The organism is Planctobacterium sp. R6 (assembly GCF_055755215.1).
This window is the reverse complement of the sequence record NZ_JBVTQY010000002.1, coordinates 75309-92716: the sequence shown is the minus strand read 5'-3', so window position 1 is coordinate 92716 and position 17408 is coordinate 75309. Positions and strand designations below refer to the sequence as shown.

Here is a 17408-nt window from a genome sequence, read left to right as displayed (position 1 = left end):
TTACAATGTTTGTTAAACTTGAGTTTTGCAGCTTTAGTCTCCATCTTGTGCGACTAAACACCAAACAGTGATAAACAGGAATAAATATGGTTTCATTACACACCAATTTCGGCGTCATTAAGATTCAACTGGACGCAGACAAAGCCCCCAACACAGTCGCTAACTTTTTGTCTTATGTAAATGATGGCTTCTATAACAACACTATTTTCCATCGCGTTATCAATAACTTCATGATCCAGGGTGGTGGCATGGAACCAGGCATGGGCGAAAAAACCACGAAAGATCCCATCGAAAATGAAGCGAACAATGGCTTAAGTAACAAAAAAGGCAGTATTGCCATGGCCCGTACTATGGACCCCCATTCAGCGACAGCACAGTTTTTTATCAATGTGGCTGATAATGACTTCCTTAACTTCCGCAGCGAAAGCCGTGACGGCTGGGGCTACTGTGTATTTGGCGAAGTTGTCGAAGGCATGGACGTAGTTGAAAAAATTAAAAACGTTGAAACCGGTAACAACGGTTATCATCAGGATGTACCTGTTGAAGACGTTATCATTGAAAAAGCGGTTGCTGAGTAATCTTCAATCATTGGGGCAGCAAACCTGTCCCTATTAATACCGTTGCCACGAAATATGTAACGGCAACGGTATCACTACAATCAGAATACCAACGTGAATCAAACACTCTTTATTGCCGACCTGCACCTCAGTGAAACCAGACCCGATATAACCCATTGTTTTCTGCAGTTTCTGCAGCAAATCGATACGGGTAACACCGATGCCCTGTACATTTTGGGTGACTTGTTTGAAGTGTGGATAGGTGACGATGAATCTAACGCCTTCACCCGCTCAATTGCTAACGCCTTACTGACACTCAAAGACAGCGGCGTGCCTGTGTATTTCATTCATGGCAATCGCGATTTCCTGCTGGGCAAAAAATATGCAGAACAAAGCGGTATGATACTGTTGCCCCAGCAGCAGGTTATCGACCTGTACGGCACTGCAACCTTAATTTTGCATGGTGATGAGTTATGCACTAAAGATCTGGCCTATCAGAAGTTTCGCCGCAAAGCGCGCGGCTGGTGGTGGCCCCGCCTGGTGTTAGCGTTACCGCTGAAAACCCGCAGAAATATCGCCAGAAAAGGCCGGGAAACCAGCAAACAAAATCAGCAACAACTCACTCAGGACATCATGGATGTTACCCCGGAAGAAGTGCTTAGCTATTTAGCGCGCTTTAATGTTTCACACATGATTCATGGCCATACCCACAGACCCGCCATTCATCACATTTCAACGACCAGCGGAACACCGGCAAAGCGCATTGTTTTAGGGGACTGGTACGAACAAGGCAGCCTGTTAAAAGTCACAGCAGAATCCACAGAGCTGTTATCTATTCCCTTTGGCACATAGTTTAGTAACTGTTATCGGCCTCGGATGGTGTTTCAACTACAGCTTTGGTTTTTGGGTTTTTATCGACATTTTGCCAGCTAAATACGCCATAAAAAGACTGACAGGACTGGGTTACCTCACTGGCGTTCGGAATATAAATTTGCACCGTTGAGGAAACGGGATAAGTTAAGTGAGCATTACAAGCGGCACTTTGTCCGGTTCCCAGCACCACGACACTGCCTTCCTGTAACGCACAACGCACTAACATGTCTAAAGGTGAAAATTTAGGACAAATAGCATACTGAGTACGATACTCAGATATTTTTCCGGAAGGAATAGAAAAAGACCACCAATGGCCATACTGGCTGAACGGGTTCTGACTATTCCAGGCGCGGTAAACGTCAAATGACTGATTAACCTGATAGGCCCTGGCCTGGCACAAACCACCAAGATCATCCTCACCCAGCGCGCGCTTTACCAACTCAGGATTTTCAATTTCGGATAACATGGGGGCAAATACGGCAGGAGCCGTCACCTCTCCAACACAAACATTCGTGTTGGTTTTTTCGGTCGGATTCACAGCTGTGTTGTCTGCACGATGACTGGCACAGGCAAGCAGTAAAAAATGAGCACACAAGATCACAAATAATCGCATCTGAACAAACCAGTATCTACAAAGTTATGACGACAAGAATGACACAAATCCGAGAAAAATAAATACCCGACAGAGTTATTTATACCCGACATACACTATCAACGCTCACCGGGCCGGTTGAGCCTGACCACGGCCTTATTTTTCAGCCGTGTCGCTGGTTTGTTTTTCAAGGCTGGCTTTTATTTCAGGTACAGGTGGTGCAGGTAAAATCACCGTTACCGCTTCAACAGGAATGATGAGCGATTGATTGGCGGCAACATCAAACACAAACAGATAGTTGGTGGTTGAGCCCAATAGTTTTAATTTATCACTTGCACTAATTTGCTCTGCCTTTACGTTGACATAGTCGTCTTTGGACGCTTTGATGTCGCCGCTTCGCCACTGTGCGTACAGGGAAACAAACAGGTGTGCATAAACCATAAACATCACCACAAACCCCAACAACAAGCCCTGTCTCGACTTTGGCACATAATTAAAGAACAGAATAATACTGCGTTTCAGACTGTGAGGGGCTTTGAGCCATTTTTGTCGGATGGGGTAGCAATATATCAACACCAAATCAAACGCCCAGGCCACCACCAGCCCACCACTAAACATGACCAATGCTGCAGGCTCACTGATCCCGACTACCATCAGGTCAGCCACATCGGCAAATTTGAGGACGCTGATACCAAATTCGTTGTAGAAGGTTACGCTGTAAAAAATGCCGCATAAGGTCAGCATCAAATAGCTTACTGACAACATCAGACCGGGGTTGTCCCTAAAGTAGTCTAATAGCAGATTCAGCTGACTTTCGGGCTCTCCGCCACTTTTCAGAGATTCTTTTATACTGGGTTGCATGTATTTATTCTTATTGTTTCGGCTAAGATAGACTACAACGCTTTTTCGCTGGTTTAAACCCCTTGTAAATCCTCACCATCACAGCATAGGGTTTACATCGAGGTGCACTCGCCATTTGGGCGACAATCGGCGCCACAAACATCACATTGAATTAGCCAGATAAGCGCGGTTCATGGTTTCTACAGAAATATCATTGTTTCTGTGATTGTTGACTAAACGCGTCACATTTAAGCCCTCACTTCTGACAAACTCGATAAATTGTTTGCTGTAACCGGGAAGAATGTCAGGAATCGTATTGTCGTTCGCGATTTCAAGAAAATCAGACTGAAAAATAATGCCACTTTGTTCAAAATAAGCAAACCCCTGGCGCCTGGAGCGCGCATTCTCCAGAACATAAAACCTGACATTATCCATTACCTGACCGTGTATCACGGATTCAAATTTAAAGGTATCAATCTCTCTGGCAAAGCACGGGTAGGCTTTGATTGCCGCAATGGTATAGTTGTCAGCAAAGATTTTGATGCCCATTTCAGCATAGGGCAACAGGCCTGAAATATGTTCGTTATACGGGTGAGTAACATAAACACCAGCGATGTCATGGTGGGGAAAGTGCTCCTTGATTAACGCAATGGTTTGTCGCGCCTGCTCACCGCGCATTGGTACGCCAAACGCCATGATACTGTCGCCGGTGACGTTAACTAGCGTATTTTCTCTCGCCGTACCGTCGGCTATCAGGTATAAGTCTTGTGCCAGTTGGGTTAAGTGTAACGCCCGGTCCGGTTCTTTTAAAAACCGGGTATATCCAGCAGGTAAACGCAACTTTTCAGCATCAATCTTTTTCATTACCTGAAAACTTTCTATTCTGCTGATAAAGCTCGGCGCCTGATCTCCGTTGTAATGCTTGACCACAGAATGCGCAAAATAATGGCCTTGATTGGTTCGGTAATCATCGTATAAATAAACGCGATTCCTGGTTTTGTTGGTGACAGAAAGCAGGCGTAACGGGTTGCTGTTAAAAACGTACTCCATAACGACATTGTTTGAATTGCGTTGGACTACAGTGGTATGCCCGCTAATTTCATCTGATTGATATTCAATATGGTCAGCATTACTCAGCGCCAACAAAGGTCGAACCGCAAAAAAATCAAGGTTCATTAAGGTCAGGTTCTTGTATCTGGCAAAGCTATCCATACTCTGTTCAACAGCCCGTTTCCCTAATGGGATGCCATTTCGCTCATAACGCAGGCTCTCACTGTCGTTTTGAAAGTGAACTTCATCAAAATACAGCCCTCCCGTATTGTGATGTACAACATTTTGATAGTAGTGTTGATTTTTAAAGTCGATTTCAGTGATTTTGAACGCCTGATAGCGACCTGGTGCAGCAAAGTCCCAGGACTGATAGGGATCAATGCGTCCCATATAGCTATGCGTCAATGAAAATGCCTCCATAGACGTAGTGGAATGGTAATGGTTCTTTAGTGCCGCGAGGAAGTCATCAGCGTCATTCGCAACGACAAAGAAGCTATTACAGGCCAGCGTTAAAAAAATCAAAACTGTGTAAAAATTAAACCTCATGACAACTCCCTTTAGAAACCGGATTTTATTTTTTCAACCTGATTCCGTTGATTTATGTGTGATTACAGGTCGAGAATACCCTCCCCGGAAAAGAAAGAGTAGTCTGTACCTGGCCTCAATACAGACCTCCTTCTCATTGATTTGTAAGAATTTATTTACCTTTCCAAGGCAAAGACAGGCAAAGGTAACTGAATGGCTTGCCGGGATACAGGTTTGCCCAGCAAAAATTCCTTCATACGATTCAGGACATCTGGTGAACTGGTAAACAGATTATGTCCGGCATTGATCACCTTTATCTGAGTGACGTTGCGAAGACCACTCACTGCGTCGCTCTGCCCGTCAGGGTAAGTTCGGCCATCCAGGGTTCCGGTAAACAATAAGGTGGGAATATCGGCAACAGGCTTGCGGCGAAATTCCTCCCCCAAATCCAGTTGTGAGTCCAGTTTATTTAATGCTGGCATCGGGAAATTTAGGAATTGCCCTAATAATGCGCTTTTGCCCTGAGCGTTTATTTCCTGCAGTTTTTCTGCACTGACGCCTGAGGCAATGTCCATCGCCAGTGGCATTAGGGTGAAACTAATGGGCTCTGCGTCGAATATGCCCCGCTGCAAGACCTGTAACAACAAATCGGCGTTGCCTTTGTCCAGGTGATGATAAATATGAATCAAAAAAGTCAGGTAACGGCCCGGATCAGCAATCATTCTGCTGGCAAGCATCTGCATATGATAACGTTGCAATAGCATGGGTATCACGGAACCATCGGGTTGTGGAATGGTCAGGGGTAATGGTTGCCGTTCCAGTTTTTGATGCACTCTTCGCATCAAAGCAGGCAAATCGGAGATATCAGTCCCAAGGGGTTGCTGATTTATCACCGTCTGAATTCTGGAAAAATAATCGTCTGTCAGGGCCGGCGATTTAACTGTTTGATTCAGACCCTCAGCACTGGCAATCATGACTTTTTCTATCGTCTCAGGGAATAGTTTCATCGCACTGAATGCGAGGTGGCTACCATAGGAAATCCCCCATAAGACTACTTTTTCAGCGCCTAAATGTACTCGCAATTGATCAATATCCCATGCATTTTGCTCTGTAGTGTAGCCATAGACATCTATACCCTGTTGCTTCCAGTAAGACAGGCATTCCAAAGCGGCTTTTTGATAACGGTGCTGAATTTCCTCATCAGACACTCGCTCAGTTAAGGCGATTTGTTGCCCAGAAGAACAGGTTTCTGCTTGCTCTGACTGGCCCGTGCCGCGCTGATCCAATGCGATGACATCCCCGAATTCTCGCAATGCCATAAACAGCGGATACCTCCGCCATTTTGCAGTGGCAATGCCCGAGCCACCGGGTCCTCCGGCCAGATATACAATGGGATGCCCTTTGGTCTTACCGGTTGCAGGAAAACGCACATAGTTAACGCTAATCTGACGACTGTCAGGATTATTTCGATTTTCAGGCACCCTAAAAAAACCTTCATAAGCGGGACTGCTCTGGCCAGAATTGGATTTAAATTCAATCGCCGTTTCATTTTTTATCGGTCCTGAATGAGCCTGGACAGAAAACAAAATTAACATCAAGACGACTATAATAAGGTTATTTTTTCGCATATCATGACTCCTTTAAATTTTCTGTATTAGCTCCTTTAAGCCAGTTATTGGCCAGCAGAATTCGCTGATACCCCGCATAAAACAGGGCTGGCTAAGCCAACGGTAGGAATAATTCTACGAACGGTATTCGGACTCGATTTAAATGAACGACAGACAGTTAATGATTTGGTTATTTGTTTTCACGCTGAGTGGGTTAAACAGCAACCATGTTCACGCAAGTGCGTTTTTTACGCTGCCTTATAACAGTCCGGTTACCGTTTGCCCCCGGTCTGGTCAACCGGATAGCCCGCCGGATTTCAATGCAACGCATTGCCAGACGACGCAACTGCGTCATATCGATCCACAAAAGACGATATTCTGGGTCCAGATTAAGTTTGATCTGGGCCAGTCTGCTGCCCAATTTACTCAGCCGCTGGGATTGTTTGTGTCTGCTAAAGCAGCCAGTTCAGTTTATTTGAATGGAACATTGCTGGGGCACAACGGTCAACCGGCAGACACCAAAGCTGAAACTCCGGGCGCAATGGATACCGCTTTTCCTATCCCGGCGTCACTGTTAACCAGGTCAGAAAACAGCCTGGTTATGCTGCTTTCCGGGCAACATAGCATTATCTCACTGGATTATCCCGTGCATATAATCGGGATTGGCACATGGGGTAAATCAATTGATCAGATCCAACCTTATTTAATTGCTGGCCTGGTGTTACTGGGGGCTTTTTCGGTGGGTTTAGTCTATTTTTTAGTGTTGTGTTTTGGGCGCAACACAGCGCCGACAAAGATCCGCTTTCAATACCCAATGTTCGTCATTATGTGTTCGCTTGCGATGTTGCAGTTAAGTGCAGAATTGTCACGTGGATTGATTGAATACCCGTATCCCTGGCAAGATATTCGGCTTATCACCATTACTGTATGCTCATATTGGTTTGGCGTCATGTTACTGTCTTATAACTCCATGAGAACTGCCCGAAAAAGAGCAATACACTGGATTTATCCCGGCAGTTGTCTCAGCTTGCTGGCAATCATTTTAGTGCCGAGCTTCGATGCTAAAGTCACCTTGGGAATATTGCTTCCGGTACTGTTTAACCTGGTACAAATTGCCTGTTACCTGCGTACACAAAATTCCCCGGAGTTAAGGCAAAGTCTGTTCATCCACCTGAGTATTGCGATTGTCATTTTCTTTAGTGCCAGTAGTTTTCACGAGTTTACTCATTTTGTGATTATCGCTGTGGTGCTGCTGGTAATTTTTATTCAGCAAGCCAGTGACTATAAAAAACAACAAAGTCAATTAAACAAGGAAAGTGCGCAAGTAGCCAAACTGGAGTTTCGATTGGCTCAGCAATCACAATATAACACCCCCACCAAATTGCAATTATCCTCGGCAGGCAAACTTGAACTCATTGATACGCCAGATATCGCCTACTGCAAAGCATCTGGTGACTATGTGGAGCTGCATTTGAAAAATCACCATGAAAAACTGTTTTCAGGTTCGCTAAAACAACTGGAAAACTTGCTACCTGATACCTTTTTAAGAGTACACCGGTCCTATCTGGTGAACCTGAATGAAGTGACATCATTGTTTTCTGAAAAACACAGCGAAAGCCCGCAGCACTTTTTAGTTTTAAGCTCAAATCAGCAGGTGCCCGTTAGCCGAAGACTGTTACCCCTGGTAAGAGACTCGTTGAAGTCAACGGCTATTTTAAGCAATTGATCACGGCTCCCGGCGACCGGTTATCACTGCGCCCTGAGTTTTGCCGTGTTGGGTTTCTGCATCATATTGTTTATTTAGTTGCTGATACTGGTTGATAATGGCATTTACTCGCTCATTGACAGCCACCTGCAATGCCTGGCAATCGGCAAAAATGTTAGGCTGTGACAGGAAATCATCAATGGCATTGGCCGCGTCAATTCCCAAAGCCTGATGCCCTAATTCATGTTGCAGCAAAGCATCGTAAAACCGCGAAAACTTTGCGCTCAATTCGGTGTCATCTGCCTGTCCTTCAAGTTGCGGCAGCGTGATCACAATGGCCAGTTCGACACTGCGATCATTGACATAACAGCCGCCTGATAAATGTCGAAAACGATACAGAGGATTAATGTTCCACTGTGTTTTACCGTACCAGTGGCGGTTGTGCTTCTGGATAGGAGTACTGGCTCGCATGGCTTCCTGCAGTGTTTGTCCGGGTAACGGGTTCACTGCATAATGTCGGATTTCCTGGCTTTGTTTTACTGTTGCTAAAACCGGGTTAAACGGCGCTACTACACTACAAAGCAGCACAACCAGGCACCGAACTCTTGCTAAGCGTTTTCTGATCACCTTCGACTAACCTTTATTTGCCAATACAAAGGCCAGCCCGGATGCCCGCAGACATCGTTGTTGCACCGCCTGTACAACCGCTGTTTCATCGCAAAACAGCATAAAGCTACTCCGGGCACGGGTAACCCCCGTGTACAGTAATTCCCGATTGACCCGACCTTTTTCACCGGCCACAGACTCGGGTAAACACATCAATACATGCGCAAATTCCGATCCCTGGCTTTTGTGGGTCGTCATCGCATATAAGGTTTCATGTGAGGGCAACTGAGCGGGTAACAAGCTGCGAAACCCCTGTTCAGAATCCACAAACCATACCCGCAACAGGTTATCCTCATGTTGTTTATCACCCCGCATCACGATACCGATATCACCGTTAAACAATCGATTCTGATAATCATTACTGGTGATCATAATTGGCCTGCCGGCATAAAATTCATCGTCTGCAGTAATTCTTTCGGCCTTCATCAACGCCTTGTAAACCAGAGAATTCAGCGTCTGCACTCCCCATTTTCCTTTGCGCTGAACTGCCAACACCTGCCATTGCGAGAGCACCTCAAAAGCCTTACCAACAGCCCCTTCGTCAACGGCATCATGCAATCTTTCAAAGTGAGGCAAAATAGCCCTAATAAAATCCTGGTGATTGGCAGCAAATTGCCAGACAACATCATCACGCGATGATCTAAGTACATTTACTGTTTGCGATGTATCGCCGCTGTTAATGGCTTTAGCCAATGCACCGATACCGCTATCCGCGCCAAATCGCCAACTCTTTTGTAGATATACGATGTTATTAATAAAGGGGCTATGTACGGTTTCCGAAGCCTGTTGTTGTGCAGTAAGCAAAGCTGGCTGACGGGTCACGGCACTCAATTGCTGCAGCGTGTCAGGGGAATAAAAATTGCGCCCCGCTTTGAGGCTACATAAATCAGAAAATACCGAACCCACTTCCACGGATGCCAACTGATGACTATCACCCAGCAAAATCAACCGGCAGTGTTGCGGTAATGCGGCCAGCATTTTCGCCAGTAACGGCATATCAATCATTGATGCCTCATCCACCACTAACACATCCACGTTGAGGGGATGCTGACTATTGTGTCGAAAAAACACTGAACCAGGCATTGGTCCCAGTAAGCGATGAATGGTGCTACATTCTGATGGAATGTTAGTGGAATTACTGGGCAGTTTTGCGATTGCACCGGAAACGGATTCCGTCAGGCGGGCAGCTGCTTTTCCTGTTGGTGCCACCATTTTAATAATGGGTTGCTTGCCGCCCTGCTGTCGACTTAGCTCACACAAAGACCACAGTATGCGTACCACTGTCGTGGTTTTGCCGGTGCCGGGACCACCCGCGATTACCGCAACGCCGCGCAAGCAAGCCAGCGCTACCGCGGTTTTCTGCCAGTTAATCTCCTCATCTTCGGTAACTGATGAATAAAGTTGCTGCAGGCAGTCGGCGACAGCCTGTTCGCTGTAGGGTGTTGCAGCGAGTGTCGTCAACTTCTCAGCTATCAGATGCTCGTATTGCCAATATCGACTGAAATACAAGCGGTTCTGCGCTAATTTAAATAGCCCTGACTGCTGCACAGCACTCTCTGTAAATAGTTGCTTTATTTTTTGCGCTTCAGGGAAAATGAAATCCGGTAAAAAAGGTTGCTGAATCAACGTTAAATCCAGGCACACATGCTGCTGACCTAATTGTTCGCTGAGCAGAGCTGCGGTCATCGCCAGCAACATCGCGTTGTCACTGGGTGTGTGTAACTCCCCAGAGCCATAGATCTGTTGCACCACATAAATTGCAAAGCTGCGATCAATTTCACGGATTTTTTGCCGTTCCAGCAAGCGATTTAACGGCGTCGTAAGGGCGGATACCTGCCGGGATGAATTGTCATGCTGACGGAGACTGTAACGCCCAGGCTTCACCACATTATTCATGTTCGGATACTCCTTCAAATAAACTATCCAACGCCAAAATAAGAGATTCAGGAGGTGTAACAGTAAAGACACCACATTCCGGATAATGCGGGCTCATCCCTCTGAGAAACAAATACTGCGCCCCGCCAATATGGCGTTGATAAGTATAATCCTTCAGTCGATTTTTCAGATAACGATGCAACGCCACTGAATAGAGTACGGCCTGCAAATAGTAGTCGTGGTGCAACATTACCTGATGCAGTTGCTCAGGTTGGTAATCTTCAGGGGTTTCGCCGAGAAAATTAGATTTGTAGTCAGCCACAAAAAACTGGCCCCGGTGAAGATAAATCAGATCCAGATAACCTTTTAGCATCCCATTCAGCTGACTCAAATGATAATGACCAGCCAGGTCTGGTTGCCATGACTGAATTAACGTATTGAATTGTTTAACGTTTACCTGATTCAAAGGCAAAAAGAACTCCATTTCAGCTAACTGTTGCCGCCGCGGCAGATCCCATAAGCGCAATGCCTCTTCGGCACCCGACAAAGGACTTTGTAGGGCCTCTACCAACCAGTCTGTAATGGCCGGGATATCCGATTCCGCCACACTGTATTTTTCAGCATATGCATGACACTGTGCGGTGATAGTCTCCGGTTTATCAAATTCACAGTGCTCCAGCACTTCATGCAAGAACGACCCGGCAGCCGCCCCTCTGGTGAAGCGAAAGCGCATAGCCAGCTCCGGGGCCAACACCGGGTGTTCAGACTCCTGCTGTTCGCCAAGACTACCTACCTCATCTGATTGTATCACTGCTTCATCGGCGGCCTTTAACTCCTCCTCAACAACGAGGGACGCCACTTCCAGTTGTCTCGTACGGGATATCGCACTGTAGCTGGTCAACAACCAGTTTTGCTGAATGCCTTTTTGCAGCTGTTTACAAGATAACGATTGTGTATCTGGCGCAACGGGTGTAAAAGCATGTACCTCTTCCAGTTGAGCCTTACTCACAAGGTCAATGTTTACCGGTTGACCTTGCAACCGCTGCTCAATACGTATAATAATTTGCGCGGCCAGTGACGCCTGGTCAATCTCAAAATCCAAAAGACGTCCGATAGCCGTAGAGGCAAAACCGGAGGCACCGCTTCTTGCTGACAAAGTATTGTTCCATACCCCTAACCAGCAGTGAAATTCAGCCCGGGTTACCGCAACATAAAACAATCGGATATCTTCAGCTAAACGCTCCTGTTGTTGTCGGGTTTTCAATGTTTCGTCATTTTCAATATTGTATTGAAGCCCTTGCTCTTCATCGTGGTAGAAGCCGCCACCACTGTCTTTGAAACGACTGGTAAAGGGCAACATAACTATCGGATATTGCAGTCCTTTGGAAGCGTGAATGGTACACACCTGCACCAGGTTTTGATCGGTGTCCAGGCGCCATTGCGTGCCCTCAATACCATCCGCTGCAAGCAAGTCGGGATTGGCAATGCGTTCTTCAAACCACAATATCAGCGGAGTTTTACCTTCTACCCGACCACTTTGAAATTGCAGGATTTCATTAAGGTGTCGCAAATCCGTTACACAGCGATGATGCTCCGGGTTATGTGCCATAATGCGCTTGTATAGTTCGAACGCCTGAAATACATATTCCAGCGCGGCCATTACGCCTTGCCATGACCAGATTTCAAAAGCGCGATTAAATGTTTGCAGAACCGATTGCCATTGCATGACATTCTGATTCAATGCCATCAGTTCATCCTGTTCGTAGGCAAACAGACCGTCCAACAATGCTGCTTTAATGGCGGTTTCAGACTTGTAACCTACAATGGCTTTTAACAGCAGTAACAAACTGTAGGCCACCGGACTTTTTAACACCGTATCCTTGCGCAAAAACACGCTGTCTATCTGCCGCTGGCGCAGTGCCTGTTGAATCAGTTGCGCTTCAAACCTGTCCCTAACCAGCACACAAATATCAGAGGCGGCAATTGCCTGACCGTCAATCTGCATTTTCGCCAGATAAGTACTTATCTGATTGGCGCAGACCTGAGCCATATCGTGAGAACTCTGGCCCCATTTTACGGCCACAGGTATGCCTTTTTTATCCACACTATCGGGTAAAACCGCCAGTTGCATTGCCGGTACCATTGCACCATCCAGCACGACTGGTTTTGCCGGTTTACCGGCTTCAACAGCATGAAACGGCATATCTTCGTGCATAAATCCGCTTTGACTTTGGGCAAATAATTGATTCACCGAGGCCACCAGTTGCGGTTGAGAGCGCCAGTTGGTGGACAAGGTATAACGGGACATTTCAGGGACAAAATGTCTCGCCGACAGGTAAGTATGAATATCGCCGCCACGAAAACTGTAAATAGCCTGTTTAGGATCACCTATCATGATCAGCGCGCGATGCTGCGATGCTGCATCGGGTGCATACAAGGCCTTAAAAATAGCAAACTGAGTTTCATCGGTATCCTGAAACTCATCCACTAACGCCACCGGATATTTATCCTGAAGGAGCGTTTTCAGGTGCTGTTGTGCTTGCCTGGACTCCGACGACAGGGCTAAATGCAACCGCGTTAACAGGTCATCCGGACTCAGTTCGGCATTTTGTTGCTTTTGTTTTTGCAAATGATTGCGAAAAAACAACAGCGCATCCCAAAAGAAATACTGTTGCCGGGCACTGCTGACCCTGGCTTCCTGTTCAGCCAAATTTTCAAAACGCGAAAAGGCGCTTGTATCAATTTCCGCAGACGACTTTTTGCGGGCTTTTTCAACCTTGTCAGGTGACAAAGTTAACCAACCATCATTCCCTAAATCCGGTACAGCCGCTTCGCCGGCGGCGAACAGTGCCATCCCTTCTAAAAATGCAGCCTTACTGATTTTCGACCTCGCGTTAAGGTCTGCCTCTGCTAACATCCGCGAAATTTGTTTTTCCTGCCACCAGCTTTTCGTTTCCCGTAAAGCCTCATCATACCCCTGTTGTACTTTGTGCCACTGTTGGTGGAGCGCTTCCGGGTTTGCGTCGCCGATATCCCGAAATAATACCGGGCGCATCTGTTGAATCAGATTTTCAGGTTTCGGACATTGTTTTAGATACCAGCGCAATGTCGCTTCCGATAATCCGGCCACGCGGATACGCCAATAGTCGCTACTGGCCTTTTTCAGCAAGGCGCTGTCATCCAGAGACAGTGTTTCCTGCCAGGCTGCACCACTTTCAAAGGCATGTTCACTTAATACTCGCTGGCAAAATCCATGAATAGTAAACACGCTGGCCAGGTCCATTTCCTGAGACGCGATGAGTAACCGCTGCTGTGCCAGCGCCCTGTCCGGTAAAACATCAATTAAAGTCTGGATAAACTCATCACGGCTTTGTCCCAGAACAAAATCTCGCCAGGCCTGACGAATTCGGGCCAAAATACGATCTTTGAGTTCCGCTGTCGCAGCATTGGTAAAAGTCAGAATGAGAATTTGAGCCACGTTCAGTGGCTGACATTGGTGCCCCAGGATCAGTCGCAAATACAGATTGCTGATGGTATAGGTTTTACCGGTACCGGCACTGGCTTCAATCAGTGCATTCTGATCTAATGGAAATGTCGTGATATCCAGTTTTTTCATTGCCATTGCTCCCTGGCAAGAATGGGTTGAAACAGTTCGTCTGCCAGTTGCGCAAACTCCGGCCAACATTCCTGCAACGCCGGATAAACACGAGCATTGTGAGGTTCGTCCGCTTCTCCGGGTAAAAACTGGCTGCCGATATAGGCGGAATGGGTTTTCGCCTCATCGTGCGTGTCAGCCCATTGCAGCGCGGTTTTTGGAAAGAAAGGCAAACAACGCACCTGCCCGACGAGCATAATGGTAATGAGTTTTTGCAATTCCTGACTTGCTTCTTCCATGGTTAAAGGGTCGAAAAATATGGATTTGTCCAGAGCTAAAAACCAACCTTTACTCTGGCGCTGTGCGGCAGCACAGTACAAACACCAGGTCATCCAACAGCTTAACCGGTCTGTGGCGCTGAGTTTGCCGGGCCGGTACAATATCATATCGTTGTTAGGCGCCAACGGTATCGCGCCCTGCAGTTCAACATTTACCCCCAGTACCGCAACCTGAGTAAAAATCCATTGGCTGTTCAGTTGGGTATCAGCCTTGCCCGTGATAGCTTCTAATTTGGATTTGAGTAATTGCGCCCGATCACTGAGTTCGCTTTGCTCCAATAACTTCAGGTTACCGATGGGCAATTGCCCTTGCTGCTCAAGAGCCAGCAACACAGAAGACTCAGAAGATCCTTGCAGCAATTGCTGTGTTGCCTGATACCGGGCCAGATTATCCAGATACAATGGCTCATCATCATGTAGCCCTTCCTGCAAGCTCGGAAACTGCGTTTTCCAGTAACTTTTGAACCAGGCCCGCACCGGATTGCGATAAAACTGTATCAAACCGGACAAGTCTGACTGTTGATTTGCCGCTAACAGGGCCTGAATTTCAGGGTAATCCTCAAGCCACTTTGTCAGCGCAGCGATGTCCAGTTGCGATGCGCGACAGAAGCTTACCGGCACAGGCTGTTGTTGCAGCGTATCGGCGACCTCAAACATGATCTTGTCGTAGGATTGCGGCTGCTTCGCTGAAAAATAGCTTTTATCCCAGGGTTGCAATGGATGTGTTTTGAAAATATGTGCCCTGATGGCCTTCTCAGCGTCATCCACACTGCGCACCATATCGGCTTCCAAACAGGCTGTTTGCTGGCAATAAGCCAATAACTCCGACACTAAAATAGACGGCTCTTTGACTTCATTGCTCTTGTCATCCCGCCCCTGATAACTGAGGTAAAACTTATTTCGGGCTGATAACATGGCTTCCAAAAACAGGTAGCGATCATCCAGACGGCGGGAACGGTCGCCTTTGCGAGGTTGTGAACGACTGACCAAATCAAAACTGATCGGTGTGGTTTGTCTGGGGTACTCGGGTTCATTCATGCCGAGGATGCAAACGTGCCGGAAAGGAATACTGCGCATCGGCATCAGAGTGCAGAAGTTTAGTTTACCGGCTAAAAAGCGCTGTCCCACACCGGACTCATTCAGTGCGTCTTTCAGCATTTCCACAAATACCTGTTGACTGACTAAGCCTTGATAATGCTGCCCCTGCCCTTTGAGTTTTGCCACCGTCTCTTTGAGTTTTTGCAAACGATATTCATCGTCGGCTTCAACCTGGTAAAAACAATCCAGTACTGCCAGCGACTCAGATACTTTTCGCTCCAGCCCATGGGAACATCGACAAAACGCTGTCAACGCACGCAAGTCTTCCACAAAAGCCAGTAGCAGTCCCAGTGATTCTGTCAGTTGCCCTTCCACTTCATTGAAGGGTAACGTGCCCCCCATCAGCGATTCTTCGCCCGGATGGGCATAACCCGCCAACAGGCGTTGCAAACCAAAAACCCAGGTATTTTGTTGCTCTTCCGGCAAGTCCCAGTGTTGCTTTTCCAACCCGGACCAACCCCATCTGACTCCAGCCTGATAGCACCAGCGATGAAGTGCCTGTATGTCGTCCTGTTCAATCCCATAACGCGCAGCAATTTCCGGTACTTTGAACAATTCAAACACTTCACTGAGTGTCATTCTGGCGTTTTCCAGAGACATCAGCCGCAAAAAGCTCTCCACCAGACTATCTTCCTGTGCCTGGCTACGGTCAGAAATTGCAAAGGGCAAACCGCCTTGTTGTGCCAGTTCCTTGCTGATCAGTGGCCTGGAAAACACCGCCTCGATAAGCGGCGCATACACGGCCACATCCGGCATCATAACGATAATGTCACTTAAATCACTCACATCACCGTTATCAAACCAGTGACAAATCTGATCCCTCAGCACCTCTAATTCCCGTAACCGGGAATGGGTAGCATGGATCTCAATGGAGTGATCATCCACCCGCAAAATTTGCTTGGCGTGTTTTCCGTTATTCTTCAATAAATCCGCCACTGACAGCGGCTGTCGGCTTCCCCGAAAACTCAACTGAAAGACCTCTTTTTGCACCCAACCCAGTAAATGCGATTGTTCGGGTGCCTGGAAAAGATCCTCCTGCAGCGGCTCTAAATCCGTTAACAGGGAAAGAAAATCTCGTCCGGGTTTACCCCAGGACGCCAGCAATGGATTCCCGACATCAGAAAGCGCAAACGCCTGCTGTTGTCGTATTTGCTGTTTCTCGTCCGGCTCGTCGAACAACGATAATTGCTGCTTCTGATACTGTTTGCTGTCGACCACATCCGCCCAATAGTGCTCTGACGGATTAAACCAAAAAATATAAACTTCGCGGCTCTGACTCAATGCCTGTAAAATTTGCAACTGCTGTACCGGCATCGATGAAATTCCGAATACATACAGCGCTTTATCAACCTGCCCGGTAGCTTTGTTAAGTTGTTCCAGCAGGGCATCGTGCATATTGGCTCTGTGCCAGGGAGACTCACCCGCCTGCTGTGTAAACTGACTAATTGCCCGCCATAACACAGGTTGCCATGCCTGAGCGCCAATATCGACATCAGGAAGTTGGTTTTCTCCCCTCTCCCAGGCCTGAATCCACTCGGGCCGATACATCAAATATTGATCGTAGACATCGGCAATTTTCGCACTTAATTGGTAGGCCTTAGGCAGTTCAGCTAAGTCCGCTTCTGCGCTGTCGCCGATGTAATTTTTGACATCTTCAAATTCGGGTTGCGCCAGTAATTGCGGTAACAGTTGCAGGATTTTCCAGGTTAAAAATTGTTTGTTAAACGCCGACTCATCCGGTAAATCCTCGATACTGGCCTGGTATAATTGCCAGATAAAACTGGACGGCAAAGGAAACTCAATATTGGCTGCAATATTGAGGGTGTTGGCGATATTTATCTTTAACCATTGAGACATCCCCGGGCTTTGCACAAGGATGGTATCAGGTTGCAGTAAGGCCACCAGGTCTGAATCCGAACCTTGTTCTTCAAAGGTTTGCAGCGCCAATTTCTGCAATAGGCTGGCCAGCAGTAATTCCATTTTATTTGACTGGATCAGGTGTAGCATCGCGTCGTTTTTCTGAATTATTATAGGCCTAAAGCTTAACACAGCTTTTTGACGAACCAGGTATCTATTCTGAACAGGCC

Annotated in this window: 11 protein-coding genes; 3 read left to right on the top strand and 8 right to left on the bottom strand. The window is 47.0% G+C overall.

Annotated features, from left to right (window positions below; translation table 11 throughout):
- Positions 1 to 86: 86 nt before the first annotated feature.
- Both AC0J20_RS02220 and lpxH read left to right on the top strand, forming a co-directional pair.
- Positions 87 to 578 (top strand): peptidylprolyl isomerase, encoded by a 492-nt coding sequence (locus tag AC0J20_RS02220; protein ID WP_473020443.1) that lies wholly within the window; start codon positions 87 to 89, stop codon positions 576 to 578.
- Between the two features lie 93 nt (positions 579 to 671).
- Positions 672 to 1409 (top strand): UDP-2,3-diacylglucosamine diphosphatase, encoded by a 738-nt coding sequence (gene lpxH / locus AC0J20_RS02215; protein WP_473020442.1) that lies wholly within the window; start codon positions 672 to 674, stop codon positions 1407 to 1409.
- A 1-nt stretch (position 1410) separates the two neighbouring features.
- Here the strand turns inward: lpxH and AC0J20_RS02210 are convergent, their stop codons facing one another.
- The 4 genes from AC0J20_RS02210 to AC0J20_RS02195 all read right to left on the bottom strand — a co-directional run bounded on the left by AC0J20_RS02210 (position 1411) and on the right by AC0J20_RS02195 (position 6065).
- Positions 1411 to 2043, bottom strand: coding sequence for a hypothetical protein (locus AC0J20_RS02210; protein ID WP_473020441.1), 633 nt, complete (start codon positions 2041 to 2043; stop codon positions 1411 to 1413).
- Between the two features lie 135 nt (positions 2044 to 2178).
- Positions 2179 to 2883: a hypothetical protein gene (locus AC0J20_RS02205; protein ID WP_229527771.1), complete on the bottom strand. Its 705-nt coding sequence runs from the start codon at positions 2881 to 2883 to the stop codon at positions 2179 to 2181.
- Positions 2884 to 3024: 141 nt separating this feature from the next.
- The gene (locus tag AC0J20_RS02200) at positions 3025 to 4458 is read right to left on the bottom strand and encodes an MBL fold metallo-hydrolase (protein ID WP_473020440.1); all 1434 of its coding nucleotides are present in this window, start codon (positions 4456 to 4458) and stop codon (positions 3025 to 3027) included.
- A 155-nt stretch (positions 4459 to 4613) separates the two neighbouring features.
- Complete coding sequence (locus AC0J20_RS02195) at positions 4614 to 6065, bottom strand: alpha/beta fold hydrolase (protein WP_473020439.1); 1452 nt, start codon at positions 6063 to 6065, stop codon at positions 4614 to 4616.
- 142 nt (positions 6066 to 6207) lie between these two features.
- On the opposite strand from AC0J20_RS02195, the gene AC0J20_RS02190 reads away from it, so the two are divergent.
- The gene (locus AC0J20_RS02190; RefSeq protein ID WP_473020438.1) at positions 6208 to 7770 is read left to right on the top strand and encodes a LytR/AlgR family response regulator transcription factor; all 1563 of its coding nucleotides are present in this window, start codon (positions 6208 to 6210) and stop codon (positions 7768 to 7770) included.
- On the opposite strand, the gene AC0J20_RS02185 is transcribed toward AC0J20_RS02190, so the two are convergent.
- Genes AC0J20_RS02185 through recC form a run of 4 tightly spaced genes read right to left on the bottom strand, consistent with a single transcriptional unit; the run spans position 7771 to position 17328 of the window.
- Complete coding sequence (locus tag AC0J20_RS02185) at positions 7771 to 8337, bottom strand: DUF922 domain-containing protein (RefSeq protein ID WP_473020437.1); 567 nt, start codon at positions 8335 to 8337, stop codon at positions 7771 to 7773.
- Positions 8338 to 8382: 45 nt separating this feature from the next.
- A complete protein-coding gene (gene recD, locus AC0J20_RS02180; protein ID WP_473020436.1) occupies positions 8383 to 10311 on the bottom strand; it encodes an exodeoxyribonuclease V subunit alpha in 1929 nt (642 codons plus the stop codon).
- Entirely contained in the window at positions 10304 to 13906 is a 3603-nt protein-coding gene (gene recB / locus AC0J20_RS02175; RefSeq protein WP_473020435.1) for an exodeoxyribonuclease V subunit beta, read from the bottom strand. Before recB ends, recD begins: the two co-directional genes overlap by 8 nt.
- Complete coding sequence (recC, locus tag AC0J20_RS02170; RefSeq protein WP_473020434.1) at positions 13903 to 17328, bottom strand: exodeoxyribonuclease V subunit gamma; 3426 nt, start codon at positions 17326 to 17328, stop codon at positions 13903 to 13905. The genes recB and recC overlap by 4 nt, the downstream gene beginning before the upstream one ends.
- Positions 17329 to 17408: the final 80 nt, after the last annotated feature.

Coding starts and splice junctions, on each gene's coding strand:
- recB (WP_473020435.1), bottom strand. CDS start 13,906: ATGAAAAAACTGGATATCACGACATTTCCATTAGATCAGAATGCACTG.
- recD (WP_473020436.1), bottom strand. CDS start 10,311: ATGAATAATGTGGTGAAGCCTGGGCGTTACAGTCTCCGTCAGCATGAC.
- AC0J20_RS02210 (WP_473020441.1), bottom strand. CDS start 2,043: ATGCGATTATTTGTGATCTTGTGTGCTCATTTTTTACTGCTTGCCTGT.
- AC0J20_RS02200 (WP_473020440.1), bottom strand. CDS start 4,458: ATGAGGTTTAATTTTTACACAGTTTTGATTTTTTTAACGCTGGCCTGT.
- AC0J20_RS02190 (WP_473020438.1), top strand. CDS start 6,208: ATGAACGACAGACAGTTAATGATTTGGTTATTTGTTTTCACGCTGAGT.
- AC0J20_RS02205 (WP_229527771.1), bottom strand. CDS start 2,883: ATGCAACCCAGTATAAAAGAATCTCTGAAAAGTGGCGGAGAGCCCGAA.
- recC (WP_473020434.1), bottom strand. CDS start 17,328: ATGCTACACCTGATCCAGTCAAATAAAATGGAATTACTGCTGGCCAGC.
- AC0J20_RS02220 (WP_473020443.1), top strand. CDS start 87: ATGGTTTCATTACACACCAATTTCGGCGTCATTAAGATTCAACTGGAC.
- AC0J20_RS02195 (WP_473020439.1), bottom strand. CDS start 6,065: ATGCGAAAAAATAACCTTATTATAGTCGTCTTGATGTTAATTTTGTTT.